Source organism: Salinarimonas soli, from assembly GCF_008386575.1.
Classification (GTDB): Bacteria; Pseudomonadota; Alphaproteobacteria; order Rhizobiales; family Beijerinckiaceae; genus Salinarimonas_A; species Salinarimonas_A soli.
Genome location: NZ_VUOA01000019.1, coordinates 58,408 through 73,348 on the forward strand (window position 1 = coordinate 58,408; position 14,941 = coordinate 73,348).

The 14,941-nt window shown below is 71.4% G+C and carries 15 protein-coding genes; 10 read left to right on the plus strand and 5 right to left on the minus strand.

Translation table 11 applies throughout. The features are described 5' to 3' along the window. The first annotated feature begins 176 nt into the window (after nucleotides 1-176). Nucleotides 177-356, plus strand: a complete 180-nt coding sequence (locus F0L46_RS09400) for a DUF1328 domain-containing protein (protein ID WP_149816904.1) — start codon at nucleotides 177-179, stop codon at nucleotides 354-356. Between the two features lie 52 nt (nucleotides 357-408). Here the strand turns inward: F0L46_RS09400 and F0L46_RS27590 are convergent, their stop codons facing one another. After that, nucleotides 409-627 carry a NepR family anti-sigma factor gene (locus F0L46_RS27590; RefSeq protein WP_149816905.1) on the minus strand — a complete coding sequence of 73 codons (219 nt, stop codon included), beginning with the start codon at nucleotides 625-627 and terminating at the stop codon, nucleotides 409-411. Nucleotides 628-814: 187 nt separating this feature from the next. Between F0L46_RS27590 and F0L46_RS09410 the strand changes: the two genes are divergently transcribed. From F0L46_RS09410 to F0L46_RS09430, 4 genes are all read left to right on the plus strand, one after another. Beyond that, nucleotides 815-1,621: a response regulator gene (locus F0L46_RS09410; RefSeq protein ID WP_149816906.1), complete on the plus strand. Its 807-nt coding sequence runs from the start codon at nucleotides 815-817 to the stop codon at nucleotides 1,619-1,621. Nucleotides 1,622-2,239: 618 nt separating this feature from the next. Continuing rightward, nucleotides 2,240-2,689, plus strand: a complete 450-nt coding sequence (locus tag F0L46_RS09415) for a hypothetical protein (RefSeq protein ID WP_149816907.1) — start codon at nucleotides 2,240-2,242, stop codon at nucleotides 2,687-2,689. 126 nt (nucleotides 2,690-2,815) lie between these two features. Next, nucleotides 2,816-4,660: an ABC transporter ATP-binding protein/permease gene (locus F0L46_RS09420; protein ID WP_149816908.1), complete on the plus strand. Its 1,845-nt coding sequence runs from the start codon at nucleotides 2,816-2,818 to the stop codon at nucleotides 4,658-4,660. 173 nt (nucleotides 4,661-4,833) lie between these two features. Then, the gene (locus F0L46_RS09430) at nucleotides 4,834-5,652 is read left to right on the plus strand and encodes a PRC-barrel domain-containing protein (RefSeq protein WP_188311902.1); all 819 of its coding nucleotides are present in this window, start codon (nucleotides 4,834-4,836) and stop codon (nucleotides 5,650-5,652) included. Between the two features lie 74 nt (nucleotides 5,653-5,726). On the opposite strand, the gene F0L46_RS09435 is transcribed toward F0L46_RS09430, so the two are convergent. Both F0L46_RS09435 and dgcN read right to left on the minus strand, forming a co-directional pair. Next, nucleotides 5,727-5,924, minus strand: coding sequence for a hypothetical protein (locus F0L46_RS09435; protein ID WP_149816909.1), 198 nt, complete (start codon nucleotides 5,922-5,924; stop codon nucleotides 5,727-5,729). A 514-nt stretch (nucleotides 5,925-6,438) separates the two neighbouring features. Continuing rightward, nucleotides 6,439-7,458, minus strand: a complete 1,020-nt coding sequence (dgcN, locus tag F0L46_RS09440) for an N-acetyltransferase DgcN (protein ID WP_149816910.1) — start codon at nucleotides 7,456-7,458, stop codon at nucleotides 6,439-6,441. 142 nt (nucleotides 7,459-7,600) lie between these two features. Here dgcN and F0L46_RS09445 point away from each other — a divergent pair, with 142 nt between their 5' ends. After that, nucleotides 7,601-8,491: an ROK family protein gene (locus F0L46_RS09445; RefSeq protein WP_149816911.1), complete on the plus strand. Its 891-nt coding sequence runs from the start codon at nucleotides 7,601-7,603 to the stop codon at nucleotides 8,489-8,491. 13 nt (nucleotides 8,492-8,504) lie between these two features. Here F0L46_RS09445 and F0L46_RS09450 read toward each other — a convergent pair whose 3' ends face one another. Continuing rightward, nucleotides 8,505-10,631: a S9 family peptidase gene (locus F0L46_RS09450; RefSeq protein ID WP_149816912.1), complete on the minus strand. Its 2,127-nt coding sequence runs from the start codon at nucleotides 10,629-10,631 to the stop codon at nucleotides 8,505-8,507. A gap of 5 nt (nucleotides 10,632-10,636) precedes the next feature. Next, a complete protein-coding gene (gene msrB / locus F0L46_RS09455) occupies nucleotides 10,637-11,053 on the minus strand; it encodes a peptide-methionine (R)-S-oxide reductase MsrB (protein WP_149816913.1) in 417 nt (138 codons plus the stop codon). A gap of 342 nt (nucleotides 11,054-11,395) precedes the next feature. Between msrB and F0L46_RS09460 the strand changes: the two genes are divergently transcribed. The 4 genes from F0L46_RS09460 to F0L46_RS09475 all read left to right on the plus strand — a co-directional run bounded on the left by F0L46_RS09460 (nucleotide 11,396) and on the right by F0L46_RS09475 (nucleotide 14,918). Next, on the plus strand, nucleotides 11,396-11,830 hold the full coding sequence (locus F0L46_RS09460; protein ID WP_149816914.1) for a Ros/MucR family transcriptional regulator: 435 nt from the start codon (nucleotides 11,396-11,398) through the stop codon (nucleotides 11,828-11,830). A 218-nt stretch (nucleotides 11,831-12,048) separates the two neighbouring features. Then, nucleotides 12,049-12,918: a DUF6456 domain-containing protein gene (locus F0L46_RS09465; RefSeq protein WP_240539929.1), complete on the plus strand. Its 870-nt coding sequence runs from the start codon at nucleotides 12,049-12,051 to the stop codon at nucleotides 12,916-12,918. Between the two features lie 208 nt (nucleotides 12,919-13,126). Continuing rightward, nucleotides 13,127-13,687, plus strand: a complete 561-nt coding sequence (locus tag F0L46_RS09470) for a hypothetical protein (RefSeq protein ID WP_149816915.1) — start codon at nucleotides 13,127-13,129, stop codon at nucleotides 13,685-13,687. Further along, nucleotides 13,632-14,918 carry a DNA-packaging protein gene (locus tag F0L46_RS09475; protein ID WP_149816916.1) on the plus strand — a complete coding sequence of 429 codons (1,287 nt, stop codon included), beginning with the start codon at nucleotides 13,632-13,634 and terminating at the stop codon, nucleotides 14,916-14,918. The genes F0L46_RS09470 and F0L46_RS09475 overlap by 56 nt, the downstream gene beginning before the upstream one ends. Nucleotides 14,919-14,941 lie beyond the last annotated feature (23 nt).

Consider the following 14,941-nt stretch of genomic DNA (forward strand, 5'->3'; position numbering starts at 1 on the left):
GCTGGTTCTCCGGCCCGGGTGTCGCAGGGCGACGCGACAGAATCGGAACATAGCATTCGGCAAGTCAAGGATGCGTCGAGTCACAGTCCCGTGAGAGTCGCCGGAACCGGGGCCGAGCGCAAGCGTTGCCTCAATGTCATCGGCAACACGCCGAATTCATCATCAGTGAGGTCAAAATGCTCGGCTGGGCAATCACTTTCCTTGTGGTGGCGCTGATCGCTGCGGTCCTCGGTTTCGGCGGAATCGCCGGTGCGGCCGTGGACATCGCGAAGCTCATCTTCTTCGTCGCCATCGTGCTCTTCGCCATCTCGGCGGTGGTGGGCCTCTTCCGGGGCCGGAGCTCCACGAGGCTCTGACGCGAGGTTCACGTCGAGGCGCGCGCCGTCCGGCTCGCCGGGCGGCGCGGCCCTACTCCTTCTTCTTGTCGAGGCGCGAGAGGAGATCCGCGAATCGGTCGGGCACCGGCTGGTTCAGCAGGTCGTCGTACATGGCGCGCAACTGGTCGCCGATCCGCCCCTGGGTGGGGCGATCGAGCTTCGGGTTGGCGGCTGTCGTATCGCGGGACGTGCCAAGAGCGGCCCCATCGGCGGCACCATCCACCGGAGTCTTCCCCATCTTGTCATTCATGTCCGGCTATCCCCGGCCGCTCTGCCGGCATGCGCCCATCGTCTGGGCGGGCCGCGGCGAACCTTGTGCGCATGGGCGACAACGTCGACTCCCCTGGTGAGTTCCGTAAAATGGAACCAAATTTGGGGTCTGGCGTTGCCCCCGCGGACCGCTATCATCAATCAAGCTTCACCATAAGGGGGACCGTATGTCGACAGCCCAGCTCGTCGTTCAGCATCTGCCGTACCTGCGCCGCTACGCCCGCGCGCTGACGGGGAGCCAGATGGCGGGCGACGCCTATGTGGCCGCGACCCTCGAGACGCTGGTGAACGAGCCCGAGACGATCGGCAAGGCGTCGAACGTCAAGGTCGACCTGTTCCAGGTCTTCACCCGGATCTGGAACTCGCTGTCGGTGAACGGCAAGAGCGAGCAGATCCAGCGGGACCTCCCCGCCGAGGTCCGCATCGGCCAGATCACCCCGCTGCCCCGCCAGGCCTTCCTCCTGTCCTGCCTCGAGGGCTTCTCGGAGGAGGAATCGGCCGCGATCCTCGGCGTCGACGCCGCCACCGTGCGCGAGCTCGTCGACGAGGCGGGCCGCGAGCTCGCCGCCGACATGGCGACCGACATCCTCATCATCGAGGACGAGCCCCTCATCGCCATGGACCTGGAGGCGCTCGTCGAGGGCCTGGGCCACAACGTCACGGGCGTGGCGCGCACCCGCACCGAGGCCGTGAAGCTCGCGCAGGGCAAGCGCCCGGGGCTCATCCTCGCCGACATCCAGCTCGCCGACGGCTCCTCGGGCCTCGACGCGGTCAACGATCTCCTGGGAAGCTTCGAGGTGCCGGTGATCTTCATCACGGCGTATCCTGAGCGCTTCCTCACGGGCGAGCGCCCCGAGCCCGCCTTCCTCATCGCCAAGCCGTTCCAGCCCGCGAACGTCTCCGCCGTGATCAGCCAGGCGCTGTTCTTCCAGCAGACCGCCCGGCGCCGCGAGGCCCGCGCCGCGACGGGCTGAGCGCCCAGCGCATCGGCGCCGGACGGCAGCAGGGGAGCCCCGATCCGGGCTCCCCTTTTTCGTGGCGCCGCCCATGGCGCATCGTCGCGGGGGCGGATCCCCGGACCCGCGCGGCACGTTGCGGCCTCGACACATGAGGAGGCTTGCGATGGAAGGCGGCATGATCTGGGCGACGATCATCGTCGGGTTGATGCTGGTGGCCGGCGGCCTTCTCGTCACCGCCCTCGCGATCCGCAGCAAGCGCTAGGACGGCCGACGAGGCGGGTGCGAAGCGGAAGGTTCGGCGCCCCTCGCCGCACGACATCGTGCGATCCCGATAAGTAGGGCGCAAAAAAAGACGGGCCGGCGAACCGACCCGTCAAGTATCCGGCCAATGCACAAGGGGAATGCGGGGAGGACCAGGTGGCCGGGTACTCAGGTAACGTTACGTCGCGCGGATTGGTTCCGAGCCGTTCCGGGGGATCGGCGGAGGCCGACGCCTTGGACCTTGCGGGCGCCTCGGCCCGGCGCGTGAGGCGGCGCACATCGGGGCCTCACGTTCGGGAACATAGAAATTAACCTGGCGTTAACCTCGAAAGGCCCGCACCGCCACGGCGGTACCCGGGGGAGGCACCGCACATGCTCAAGTTCTCGGCCGGTCTCGTCGCGGTTTTCGGCGCGTCGTTCATGCTCGGCACCTACGTGAACGCGTCCCTCGGCCTCACCGGCGGGGCGCAGGCCGGCGGGGTCTCGACCAAGGGCAACCGGATGGCAGCCTCCGCCGGTCCGGCCGCGCCCCGCCCCGTGGCGACCATCGAGGTCCTGGGGCTCGACGGGGCGACCGTGATCCTGCGCGACAAGGCCGGCGAGATCGTCTACCGGCACGACGGCGCCCGCAACACCACGATCGTCTCCCGCGACGTCGACCTGCCCACGATCACCGTGCGCGAGCGCGCCGACAGCCCGACGCAGCCCCAGCCCGTCCAGAAGCCCGCGACGCCGTCCCGCAAGACGGTGGGTTGCGAAGGGGTGGTCAGCACCCTCGTGAAGTCCGAGATGGCCCGCATCCCGAGCCTCTGCCTGACCTGAAACGTCGCACCCGCCGGCGGCCCCGGCGGCGAAACAATCCCGCAGCCCAGTGGTTGATCCCTTGCCGTCCGGCTACGCTTGCCGGGCGGCGAGGTGTCTTGCGTGGCGTGAGTAACGGAGGGCCGCTTGAGCGACTCGATCACCCGTGCCCGGCGGCGATCCCTGTTCCGGCGGTTCTGGCGCACCGCCTTGGGCTTCTGGCGGGGTGCGTCGAAGGGCAAGGCCTGGTTCCTGACGGGGGTGCTCCTCGCCACGATTCTCGTCCAGCTCTTCATCCAGGTCCGGCTGAACGTCTGGAACCGGGACATCTTCGACGCGCTGGAGAAGCAGAACTTCTCCGCCGTCGGGTGGCTCGCCCTCATCTTCGTGCCGCTTGCCGTGGCGGCGGTGGCGCTCAACGTGGCCTCCGTCTGGGGCCGGCTCACCACGCAGCGCACCTGGCGGGCGTGGCTGTCGAACCGGCTCATCGACCGCTGGCTGGAGCACGGGCGCTACTACCAGCTCAACCTCGTGAGCGGCGAGCACCAGAACCCGGAATTCCGCATCGCCGAGGACACCCGCATCGCGACCGAGTCGCCCGTCGACTTCGCCTTCGGCATCATCACGGCGGTGCTCACCGCCGTGACGTTCATCGGGGTGCTCTGGGTGGTGGGCGGCGACATCACCTTCACCCTGGCGGGGCAGCGGATCCACGTCCCCGGCTTTCTCGTCTTCGTGGCGGTGGCCTACGCCCTCGTGACCACGACGGCGATGATCTACATCGCCCGCGCCTTCGTCGCGATCGCCGAGAGCAAGAACCAGTCGGAGGCCGAGTTCCGCTACGCCGCGACGCGGCTGCGGGAATATGGCGAGAGCATCGCGCTGCTCGGCGGCGACCAGGAGGAGCGCTCGTCGCTCGGGGCGACCCTGGGCCGGGTGGTGCACTCCTGGACGCTGATGTGCCACCAATACATGCGCACGACCGTGGTCTCCTACACGAACTTCGTGGTCGCGCCCGTGATCCCGCTGATCCTGTGCGCCCCGAAATATCTCGCCGGCACCATGTCGCTCGGCGAGGTGATGCAGGCGGCGACCGCCTTCGTCACGGTGCAGCAGAGCTTCAACTGGCTCGTCGAGAACTACCCCAAGATGGCGGACTGGACGGCCTCCGTGAACCGGGTCGCGGGCCTGCTCGCCTCTCTCGACCGCCTGGAGCGGGCCGAGCGCCCCGAGGCGCATGGCCGCATCGCCCGCGTCGAGACGGACGAGCCCGGCGCGCCGTCGCTTCGGCTTCGCGGCGTCTCGGTGACCCTCGACGACGGCACCGAGGTGGTGGGCGAGACGGAGGTGGAGATCGGCGCGGGCGAGAAGGTGCTCGTCGTCGGCGAATCGGGCACGGGCAAGAGCACCCTCGTGCGCGCCGTCGCGGGCCTGTGGCCTTGGGGCGAGGGGGAGGTCGTGGTGCGGCGGGGCGTGCGCATGTTCTTCATGCCGCAGCGCCCCTACGTGCCCATCGGCATCCTCAAGCGGGCCGTGGCCTATCCGGCCGCCGTCGAGGAGGTGTCCGACGAGGACGTGGTCGGCGCGCTCACCGACGCGGGCCTGGAGCACCTCGTGGACAAGATCCACGCCCAGGGAATCCCCTGGGAGCGCACCCTGTCGGGCGGCGAGCAGCAGCGGCTCGCCTTCGCGCAGCTCTTCATCCACCGCCCCGACGTGGTGGTGATGGACGAGGCGACCGCGGCCCTCGACACCGAGACGCAGCACCGGCTCCTCACGCGCCTCGCCGAGCGCCTGCCCCACGCGGCCCTCATCAGCGTCGGCCACCGGCCCGAGCTCGAGGCCTTCCACGATCGCCGCCTCGTGCTCGCCCGCCGCCCCGAAGGCGCGCGGCTGGTTCGCGACGAGCATCTCGAGCATTCGGGCGTCAGCCGCCTGCTGGCGCAGATTTTCGGGCGCCCGACGGGGCGTTTGGCGGGCGAGAAGCGTTGACACGGCACAGGCCCCCCGCCGTTCCGGCCGGATAGGACCTCAGGCCGCAGGACGGAACGAAGCCCTAAACGTGGCGTTCCCTCCCTGTGCGCTTGCGCGCCCGATGCCACGTGCGCACGAGCGCCTCGTCGCCTGGCGCGGTGACGCGCCACACAACGACCCGGGAGAACAACATGTTGATCAAGCATATGGCGGCCTGCCTTCTGGCCACGTCGCTCGTCGCGGCACCCGCTTTCGCGCAGTCCACCACGGCTCCGGCCGGGGACCGTCCCGCCGCCTCCGACAACCGGACCGGCACCCTGGGCTCGCCCGCGATGAACGCGCCGGGCACGTCCGCGCCGTCCGCGTCCTCGGGCACCGCCAATTCCACGATGGGCGCCTCCGGCTCCACCGCGAGCTCCGATTCGGCGGCGGGTTCCTCGGGCTCCACGATGAGCTCCTCGGGCTCGACGGCGGGCTCCGCGCCGAGCAGCAGCGCATCCGCCTCGGCGGGCGGCGCCGGCTCCATGCAGCAGCTCCAGCAGGGCCAGTTCCTGGCCTCCGACCTGATCGGCACCCGCGTGGTCGGCCAGAACAACGAGGCGATCGGCGACGTGAACGACGTCGTGATGGGCGCCGACGGCAAGGCGATGGCGGTCCTCGTGGGCGTCGGCGGCTTCCTCGGCATCGGCGAGAAGGACGTCGCCATCCCGTTCGACCAGGCCAAGGTCATGTTCGACAACAACGACGGCAAGTCCGGCGGCTCGGGCGCGCCGAACACCACCGGCAGCACGGCGGCCGGCGGCGCCTCCACGGGCGGCAACACCGCGGCCAACAATGCGAGCGCCGCCTCGCACGAGCCCCAGCGCATCGTCATCAACATGACGAAGGAGCAGCTCACCCAGGCTCCGGCCTTCCGGGCGAACGGCGGCTCGAACGCGTCGGGCAATTCGTCCTCGGGGGCATCGTCCGGCGGCTCCACGGCCCCGGCTGGCGGCGCCACGCGTCCGTAAGGTCCCGGCGTAGGTACGAGAAGGGGAGGCTCGCGACGCGGGCCTCCCCTTTTTCATGCCCGGACGGCGCGCCCTCACATCTGCGGCGTCGGGGCGATCGGGCCGCCCGGCGGCAGGTAGTCGGGCTCGGAGCCCGGCCCTGCGGGGTCGGCTATGCCGGGATCGTTCACGGGATAGGGCGTGCGCGGGCCCGTGGGCCTGTCGGGCGTCCCGTCGGGGGCGCCCGGGACGCCGCGCGGGTCGATGGGGTCGAAGCCTGGCTCGGGGGCCATGATGCTCTCCTTGGGGTTGGGTCAGCACCGTCAACCGATGGGGCAGGGCGCCGTTCCGGCCCAGGGGACCGGCCCGGTGACGCAGGTCCAGGCGAGGTCGCTTCTCGGAGCCTCGCCCTCGTTCCCCGCCTTTGCGGGGGCAGGCTCCGAGGTGCCCTGCGTAAGCCGGGCCTCGAAGGGCGTTCCAGGGAGCTCCGGACGGCCATGGAGGGCGCCCTCCCTCCCCTCAGGGGAGGGGCAGGGGTGGGGTAAGCCGCGCCAGCGACCGCCTCCAGGGGGAGACGCTTCCAGGACTGGCCGGGTTAACGGTCCCGCCCCCCCGATTGGGATCGGCGTCGAGCCGCCCGCGCTGGCGCGCGGTACCCCGCTCGTCGGCTTTCAGCCGACACTCTCCCCTGAGGGGAGAGAGGCCGCGGCGGCGCTGTCGGATATCGCTTGATCCGCGTGGTATCCCCTCACCCCCGGCCCCTCTTCTTATGGGAGAGGGGAGAGCGTCGCGCCCTTTCGAGACCCCTCAGCCGAGGGTATGGCCGTAGGTCGCCGCGAGCAGGTCCACGATCGGGCCGACGCCGAAGCGCATCGGGTCGGTGGCCGGGAGGCCGTGGGTGGTCGCGGCGCGCTCGATCTCGGCCCGGGCTGCCGTCTCGTCGAGGTTCTCCGTGTTGATCGCGATACCGGCGCAGCGGATCGCCGGGTTGGTGAGGCGCCCGCAGGCGAGCGTCAGGTGGATGACGTCGCCGATGGTGGGCAGGGCGGCGGGGACGCCGCGCATCCGCGTCCGGGTGGGCTCGTGGCAGACCACGAAGGCGTCGGGCTGCGCGCCATGCAGGAGCCCTAAGGACACGCCCGCGAAGGAGGGGTGATAAAGCGAGCCCTGGCCCTCGATGAGGTCCCAGTGCCGAGCATCCGCCTCGGGCGAGATCCACTCGACCGCGCCCGAGATGAAGTCGGCCACCACGGCGTCGATGGCGACGCCCCGGCCCGAGATGAACACGCCCGTCTGCCCCGTGGCGCGGAAATCCGCGTCGAAGCCGCGGGCCCGCATGCCCTTCTCCAGCGCGAGCGCGGTGTATTTCTTGCCCACCGAGCAGTCGGTGCCCACCGTGAGGAGCCGCATGCCGGAGCGCTTCACGCCCTTGCCCGTGGCGAAGCGCTCGCTGGTGTGGCGCACGTCGTGGAGCGTGCGCCCGAGGCGGCGCGCGGCCTCGGCGATCTCCGGCACCTCGCCGAGACGGATATGGAGCCCCGAGGCGATGTCGAGCCCAGCCTCCATGGCCTCGACGATGGAGGCGATCCAATGCGGCGGCAGGACGCCGCCCGCGTTCACGACGCCGACGATCATCGTCCTGGCGCCCGCCTGCGCCGCCTCGCCGGGCTTCATCTCCGGCAGGCGCGCATCCGCCTTGGCGCCCGGCAGGCGCATCTGGCCGAGGCACCAGTCGGGACGCCAGTCGACGATGCCGAGCGCGGTCTTGGCGGCGAGCTGGTCCTGCACGTCGCCGAGGAAGAAAAGATAGGGGTGTTGGATCAGCATGGGGGCTCCGGGCCTGTCCGGCAGACCTTAGCCGCAGCGGCAAAAAGCGGAAGGGGGCAGCGTTCGCATCCGGCATGCTGGAGAGGGCACGAGCCATGCCCTAATCTGTGGGCCGGGCGGCGGAGCCCCAAGGAGCGCGGGCATGCGGATCGGGATCGACTGGGGCGGGACGAAGATGGAGGCGATCGCCCTCGACGGCGCCGGGACGATCCTGGCGCGCCGGCGCATCGCGACGCCCCAGGGCGACTACCGGGCCTGCATCGCCGCCGCCGCCGGCCTCGTGCGCGAGATCGAGCGGGAGACGGGCCGGGAGGGGAGCGTGGGCCTCGGCATCCCCGGCGCGATCTCGCCGGCCACGGGGCTCGTGAAGAACGCCAACTCCACCTGGCTCAACGGGCAGCCCCTCGACCGGGACATGGCGGAGGCGCTCGGGCGGCCGGTGCGGGTGGAGAACGACGCCAATTGCCTCGCGGTCTCGGAGGCGGCGGACGGCGCGGCGGCGGGGGCGGGCTCGGTCTGGGCGCTCATCCTCGGCACGGGGGTGGGCTCTGGGATCGCCATCGGCGGCCGGGCGCTCTCGGGCCGCCACCGGATCGCAGGCGAGTGGGGGCACAACCCGCTGCCCTGGCCCCGCGCCGACGAGCTGCCCGGCCCCGCCTGCTATTGCGGCCGCAGCGGCTGCCTGGAGACCTGGCTGTCGGGAACGGGGGTGGCGGCGGACCACGCGCGGCGCACAGGCGCGCGGATGCGGGCCGAGGAGATCGTGGAGGCCATGCGGGCGGGCGACAGGGCGGCGCGGGACACCTTCGAGCGCTTCCTCGACCGCGCGGCGCGGGGCATCGCCCACGGGGTCAACATCCTCGACCCGGACGTGATCGTGATCGGCGGCGGCCTGTCGAACGTCGACGAGCTCATCGCGGCGCTGCCCCGGCTCACCGCCCCGTACGTGTTCTCGGACGCCTTCACGACCCCCATCGTGAGGAGCCGCCATGGCGACTCCTCCGGGGTACGTGGGGCGGCGTGGCTCTGGTGAGGGGAGCCGCGCGTCACGCTCCCAGACGCGCCTCCCGGCCGACCGCCGCAAGCGCGAAGGCGTAGGACAGGGCGACCTCCTCCAGCCGGTCGAACCGCCCGGACGCGCCGCCATGGCCCGCGTCCATGTTGGTGCGCAGCAGGATCGGCCCGCCTCCCGTCATGGTGGCGCGAAGGCGCGCGACCCACTTGGCGGGCTCCCAATAGGTGACGCGGGGATCGCTCAGGCCCCCGAGCGCCAGGAGCGCGGGGTAGCGCTGCGGGCGCACGTTGTCGTAGGGCGAGTAGGACAGGATGACCCGGAAGGCCGCCTCGTCCTCGGCCGGGTTGCCCCATTCGGGCCATTCGGGCGGGGTGAGGGGCAGGTCGCCGTCGAGCATGGTGTTGAGCACGTCGACGAAGGGCACGTCGGCGATGATCCCTGCGAACAGGTCCGGCCGCTGGTTGGCGACCGCCCCCATGAGCATGCCCCCCGCCGAGCCGCCATGGGCGACGATCCGCCCCGCGCTCGTGGCGCCCATCCCGATCAGGGCCTCGGCGCAGGCGATGAAGTCGGAGAAGGTGTTGGGCTTCTTCTCCCGCTTGCCGTCCCGGTACCAGCGCCAGCCCTTCTCCGTGCCGCCGCGGATATGGGCGATGGCATAGACGAAGCCCCGGTCGACGAGGGACAGGATGTTGGTGCGAAATCCCGCCGGGATCGACATGCCGTAGGAGCCGTAGCCGTAGAGAAGGCACGGCGCCGAGCCGTCGAGGGGCGTGTCGCGGCGGCGCACGAACGAGACCGGCACGGTCTCGCCGTCGGGGGCGGTGGCGAGGAGCCGGCCCGAGACGTAGAGCTCGGGATCATGGCCGCTCGGCACCACCTGGCGCTTGAGCAGGGTGCGGGTCCGGCTCTCGAGGTCGTAGTCGTAGGTCTCGGAGGGGCGGGCCAGGGACGAATAGTTGAAGCGCACCACGGTCGTGTCGAACTCCAACCCCGCGTCGAGGGAGAGGCTGTAGCTCTCCTCGTCGAAGGCCACCGCGTGCTCCGCCCCCGTCGCGATCTCCCGCACGACGATGCGCGGGCGCGCGTCCTCGCGCTCCAGCCGCACGATGTGGCGGGCGAGGACCGCGTGGTAGAGGAGCAGGATGCCCGGCCGGTGCGGGACGAGGTCGCGCCAATTGGCGCGCGCGGGATCCGCCAGCGGCGCGGTGACGAGCTTGAAGTCCTCGGCCGCGTCGGCGTTGGTGAGGATGACGAGGCCCTCTCCGTGGTGCTCCACGTCGTACTTCACCCCCGCCTCGCGGGGCGCCACGCAGCGCGGCACGGCGTCGGGGTCGGCGCGGTCGAGGAGCCAGGCCTCGGAGGTCTCGTGGTCGCCGACGCCAATGATCACGAAGGCGTCGGACTGGGTCTGCTCGATGGAGACGAACCAGCCGGGCTCGGGCTCCTCGTAGACCACCGTGTCCTCGGCTTCGTCGGAGCCGAGACGGTGGCGCTTCACGCGGGCCGGGCGGTGGTTGTCGTCGAGCTCGACATAGTAGAAGGTGCTGCCGTCGGCGGTCCAGACGATCTGGCCCGCGGCGCCCGTGACCACGTCGGGCAATTCCGCGCCCGTCGCGAGGTCGCGCACGCGGATCGTGTAGACCTCGGCGCCCGTGACGTCGCTGCCCCAGGCGAGCAGAGCATGGTCGGGGGAGTTGGCGACGTCGCCGAAGCCGAAGAAGTCGTGGCCCTCGGCGAGCGCGTCGCCGTCGAGCATCACCTGGTCGGAGCCGATCTCGGCCAGGCCGAAGCCCCCGTCGCGCGGGCGCCGGCAGATCAGCGGATGCTGCCCGCCCTCGCGGTAGCGCGTGAAGTAGAGGAACGGTCCGTCGGGGCGCGGCACGGAGGAATCGTCCTCCTTGATGCGGGCCCGCATCTCGGCGACGAGGCGGCGCTGCAGGCCCTCGGTGCTGGCGAGGACGCCCGCGCAATAGGCGTTCTCGGCCTCCAGATGGGCGCGGATCTCGGCCGGGAGCGCGTCGCCGTTCTTGAGCACCTCGCGCCAGTTCTCGGCCTTCAGCCACGCGAAGTCGTCGTGGACCGTCTCCCCGTGCAGGGTGAAGGCATGGGGGCGGCGCTGGGGCAACGGCGCGTGGAGGGGGGAGGGGGCGTCCATCCGGGTCAGGCCTCGTCGGGGTGGAAGTCGAGGGCGGTGCCGTTCATGCAATAGCGCAGGCCCGTGGGGCGCGGGCCGTCCTTGAACACGTGGCCCAGATGCGCGTCGCAGGTGGCGCAGCGGATCTCGGTGCGGCGCATGAACCAGGAGCGGTCCTCGATCTCGCTCACCGCGTCCGCTGCGACGGGCTGGTAATAGCTCGGCCAGCCAGTGCCGGACTCGAACTTCGTCTCCGAGCGGAAGAGCGCCGTGCCGCAGCAGACGCAGGTGTAGAGGCCGGCGCGCTTCTCGTCCCAGTACGGGCCCGTGAAGGCCCGCTCTGTGCCGTGCTCGCGGGTGACGTGATATTGCTGCGGCGTGAGCTGCGCGCGCCATTCGGCGTCGCTCTTGCGTAGCTTCGGGGGATTGGTGCCTTGATCCATGGAGCCTGTCCTTGCGTCAGGTCAGATGTGGCGCGCAAGGCCAGTCCGCGCAAGCGTTCCGAGGCCGCAAGACGTCGTGTACAACGCGCCCCCTCACGTCTATCGAATTGCATGAAATGCGCGGCGACTGCACGGGAAGCTGTGATTTTTCGAAATCAACACTTGCAAGCTCAAAGACTTTGACCTAATGCCGTAGTTATCGTGACCTCGGGCTCAGATACCCGGCCACGAAAGGTGCATCGTGAGCGCGGGTTCGAACACGGAGAGGTCCACGGCGAGTTTTTACGCCGCGATCGACGCTCTGTTCGGCCAAAGGCTGTTTGGACAAGGAAAACAAGCAAGATGAACGAGAACCAGGCTTCCGCAAACTACATCGAGCTGGCCGCCGACATCGTGTCGGCCTACGTGAGCAACAACTCGGTGCCCGTCGGCGAGCTGCCCGGCCTGATCAACGACATTCACTCGGCCCTGATGAAGGTGTCGGGCTCCCCCGTCGAGGCGCCGGCCGAGGCTCCCAAGCCCGCCGTGCCGCTCAAGAAGTCGGTGACCCCGGACTACATCATCTGCCTGGAGGACGGGAAGAAGTTCAAGTCGCTCAAGCGTCACCTGCGCACGCAGTACAACATGACGCCCGAGCAGTACCGCGAGAAGTGGGGCCTCGCCTCGGATTACCCGATGGTCGCCCCGAACTACGCCAAGGCCCGCTCGGAGCTGGCGAAGGAGATGGGCCTCGGCCAGCAGCGCCGCAAGCGCCGCCCGACCCGCGCCTCCGCCTGATCCGGCACCGCCGGAGACGATCCGTCACGGGGTCGCCGCGCCAGTCGCGGCGGCCCCGTTCCTTATCCCCGGCCCTCCTCACGAGCGGCGGCGTGAATCCTCCTGCGAGCATCGGTTTTTATGGTCTCGCGGCGGTAGTGGGCTTGTTATCCTAAGGGGTCTCGTCTAACCTCAGCGGCGGCGCCGGGCAGGGCGCGTTTCGAGTTGAGGAACATATCATGAACAAAACTATTGCGAAGACGGGGCGTCGCGGGCAACGGACGGGCGGGGAGCGGGCGGCCGGCGCGGACCTGTCGCGCGACGCCGAACGGCTTCTCGCGGGATTGGCCCGCGACGGCGCCCATGGCCTCGCCGATCCGCTCGATGCCGCGCGCATCGTGCTGCGGGTCGGCACAGGGGGAGTGTCGCTCGGGGGCGGCAGCTTCGCGCGGGCGGCGGCGGACGCGCTCGTCGGGCACGATCTCGCGGCGTGGTCGGGCCGGCGGCTGACGGTGAGCGAGGCCGGCGCGGCCCGCGTCCGGCGCCGGGCGGCGGGGGCGGAGGGCTTCGCGGGCCAGCACCGCGAGATGGCGGCCGTGACGCTCGCGACCCCGGAGGGGCCGGTGCGGGTGGCCGTGAACACGGCGGAAAGTCCTCTCGACTGGCTGCGCCGGCGCCGCGACCGCGACGGAAGCCCCCTCATCGATGCGGCCGCCTACGAGGCGGGGGAGCGGCTTCGGCGCGACCTCACGCAGGCCGGGCTGATGCCGGGCGTCACCCAGCGCTGGGACGGCCTGTCCACGGGCCGGGGCGGGGCCGCCGGGCCCGCGGCGGCGACCGATTCGATGGTGGCGGCCCGCCAGCGCCTGCGCGCCGCGCTCCAGGCGGTGGGGCCCGACTTCGCCGACCTGCTCGTCGACCTGTGCGGCTTCCTGAAAGGGCTCGAGACCCTGGAGCGGGACCGGGGCTGGCCGGCGCGGGCCGGGAAGGTGGTGGTCCGCCTGGCGCTCGGGCGGCTCGCCGACCATTACGGCCTGGCGCGCGAGGCCGCCGGACCCGCCGGCTCGCGAGGCATCCGCGCCTGGGCGGAGCTCGACGCCGTCGCCTGAAAAAATTCCAGCATTTGTGAATGTATGCTTGACAGCGTGACGCTCCGGGGTTAAGGTCCAGACATGCTCACCAATTGCGCCTGACCCGCCGCGGCGGGGAAGGCGCCGGTGGCTCCGCCGCAGGAGCCGTGGACGGGCCCGCCTCCCAAAGGAGCGGGCCCGTTTCGCGTGGGCGCGCGGGGCAGGGATGGGGGTGCGGATGCCGGCCTTGCGGGCGACGGATACGCGCAGGGCGCGGGCGCGGGAGCTTCTCGTCACCACGCGCCTGTCGGAGGACACGATCTCCCGGCTCATCCGCATCCCCTTGCGGGCGCTGCGGCGGATGGTGGACGTGGAGGGGATCACCCGGCCGCGCTCGGGCGTGGCGGAGCTGATCCTCCAGGTTCAGGCCGCGGCCGGCACCCCGGAGGATCGCTGGGAGGCGCTGGTGCAGTGCCTGTGGGGGTTGGTTGCCGCCGAGACCCGGGCCCAGACGGGCCGGGCCCCGGAGGAGCGGGCCCCCGTCCTCTCCCCCGACGAGCTGAAGACGCTGCTGCGCGGCACCCTCGCCCTGGAGACCGCGCTCGCCCAGGCCCGCGCCGCGCTCGTGCAGCGCGGCCTGGGCGAGGGCGCCGCCGCATCGGAGACCGGCCATGAGCCCGACGCCGGAAACCTTGCTGAGATCCGCGCGGAGCTTGCTCGCCGCGTGGCCGAGGCCCATCGGCCCGGAGACGATGCCGGACTGGCTCGCGGCGATGCCGGCGCCGGTCCTGACGGCGCTCTGCCGTGAGTGGCTTTTGGTCGGGGCCCGCGACCCGCAGGCAGCCCCCACCCAGGTGCCCGCCGGCCGGGACTGGACCACCTGGCTCATGCTCGGCGGACGCGGGGCGGGCAAGACCCGCACGGGAGCGGAGTGGATCCACGGGGTCGCCGTCGGCAAGCCCTGGCTCGCCAACGCGCCCCTGGGCCGCCTCGCCCTCATCGGCGAGACCCTCGCCGACGTGCGCGACGTGATGATCGAGGGCCCGTCGGGCATCCTCGCGGCCGCGTCCGAGGAGGAGGAGCGGCCGGTCTTCGTCGCGGCGCGCCGGCGCGTCGAGTGGCCCAACGGCGCGGTGGCCTTCATCTTCTCGGCGGAGGACCCCGATTCCTTACGCGGCGGGCAGTTCGAGGCGGCCTGGGGCGACGAGCTCGCCAAATGGCGCCATCCCGACCGTACCTTCGACATGCTGCAATTTGCCCTGCGCGTCGGCGAGCGCCCGCGCCAGATCCTCACCACCACGCCCCGGCCGATCCCCCTCATCAAGCGGCTCCTGAAGGACCCCCGGGTGGCCCTGAGCCGGATGCGCACCGCCGACAACGCGGCCCATCTCGCCGAGCCGTTCCTCGCCAACATCGTCGAGGCCTATGCGGGCACCCGGCTCGGGCGCCAGGAGCTCGACGGCGAGCTCATCGAGGACCGGCCCGACGCCCTGTGGCGCCGCGAGCGGGTGGAGGCGATCCGGGTCGCCGAGGCCCCGCCGCTGCGCCGCCTCGTCGTCGCCCTCGACCCGCCCGCGAGCTCCGGCCCCCGGGCCGACGCCTGCGGCATCGTCGCGGCGGGTCTCGACGAGCGCGGCTTCGGCTACGTGGTGGCCGACGCCACCGTCCAGGGCTTGCCGCCCGCGGCCTGGGCCGAGCGGGCGGTGGGCCTTTACCGCAGCCTCGAGGCCGACGCGATCGTGGCGGAGGTGAACCAGGGCGGCGAGATGGTGGCGGCGGTTTTGCGCCAGGTGGATCCGACGGTCCCGGTGGTGCCCGTCCGCGCCACCCGCGGCAAGTTCCTGCGCGCCGAGCCCGTGGCCGTGCTCTACGACCAGGGCCGCGTGCGCCACGCCGGGACCTTTCCCGAGCTGGAGGACGAGATGTGCGATTTCGTCCCCGGCGACACCACCCGCTCCCCCGACCGCCTCGACGCCCTGGTCTGGGCGCTGACGCACCTCATGCTGCGCGGGGAGGGGCCGCGGGTGCGGGTGGTGTGAGGAGTGGGATTGGGAGGGTGCTC

Excerpts from the sequence above, each read along its gene's own strand:
- F0L46_RS09460 (WP_149816914.1), top strand. The coding sequence starts at position 11,396 with ATGAACGAGAACCAGGCTTCCGCAAACTACATCGAGCTGGCCGCCGAC.
- F0L46_RS09465 (WP_240539929.1), top strand. The coding sequence starts at position 12,049 with ATGAACAAAACTATTGCGAAGACGGGGCGTCGCGGGCAACGGACGGGC.
- F0L46_RS09475 (WP_149816916.1), top strand. The coding sequence starts at position 13,632 with ATGCCGGACTGGCTCGCGGCGATGCCGGCGCCGGTCCTGACGGCGCTC.
- F0L46_RS09430 (WP_188311902.1), top strand. The coding sequence starts at position 4,834 with ATGTTGATCAAGCATATGGCGGCCTGCCTTCTGGCCACGTCGCTCGTC.
- F0L46_RS09445 (WP_149816911.1), top strand. The coding sequence starts at position 7,601 with ATGCGGATCGGGATCGACTGGGGCGGGACGAAGATGGAGGCGATCGCC.
- F0L46_RS09410 (WP_149816906.1), top strand. The coding sequence starts at position 815 with ATGTCGACAGCCCAGCTCGTCGTTCAGCATCTGCCGTACCTGCGCCGC.
- F0L46_RS09450 (WP_149816912.1), bottom strand. The coding sequence starts at position 10,631 with ATGGACGCCCCCTCCCCCCTCCACGCGCCGTTGCCCCAGCGCCGCCCC.
- F0L46_RS09415 (WP_149816907.1), top strand. The coding sequence starts at position 2,240 with ATGCTCAAGTTCTCGGCCGGTCTCGTCGCGGTTTTCGGCGCGTCGTTC.
- dgcN (WP_149816910.1), bottom strand. The coding sequence starts at position 7,458 with ATGCTGATCCAACACCCCTATCTTTTCTTCCTCGGCGACGTGCAGGAC.
- msrB (WP_149816913.1), bottom strand. The coding sequence starts at position 11,053 with ATGGATCAAGGCACCAATCCCCCGAAGCTACGCAAGAGCGACGCCGAA.
- F0L46_RS09435 (WP_149816909.1), bottom strand. The coding sequence starts at position 5,924 with ATGGCCCCCGAGCCAGGCTTCGACCCCATCGACCCGCGCGGCGTCCCG.
- F0L46_RS09400 (WP_149816904.1), top strand. The coding sequence starts at position 177 with ATGCTCGGCTGGGCAATCACTTTCCTTGTGGTGGCGCTGATCGCTGCG.
- F0L46_RS27590 (WP_149816905.1), bottom strand. The coding sequence starts at position 627 with ATGAATGACAAGATGGGGAAGACTCCGGTGGATGGTGCCGCCGATGGG.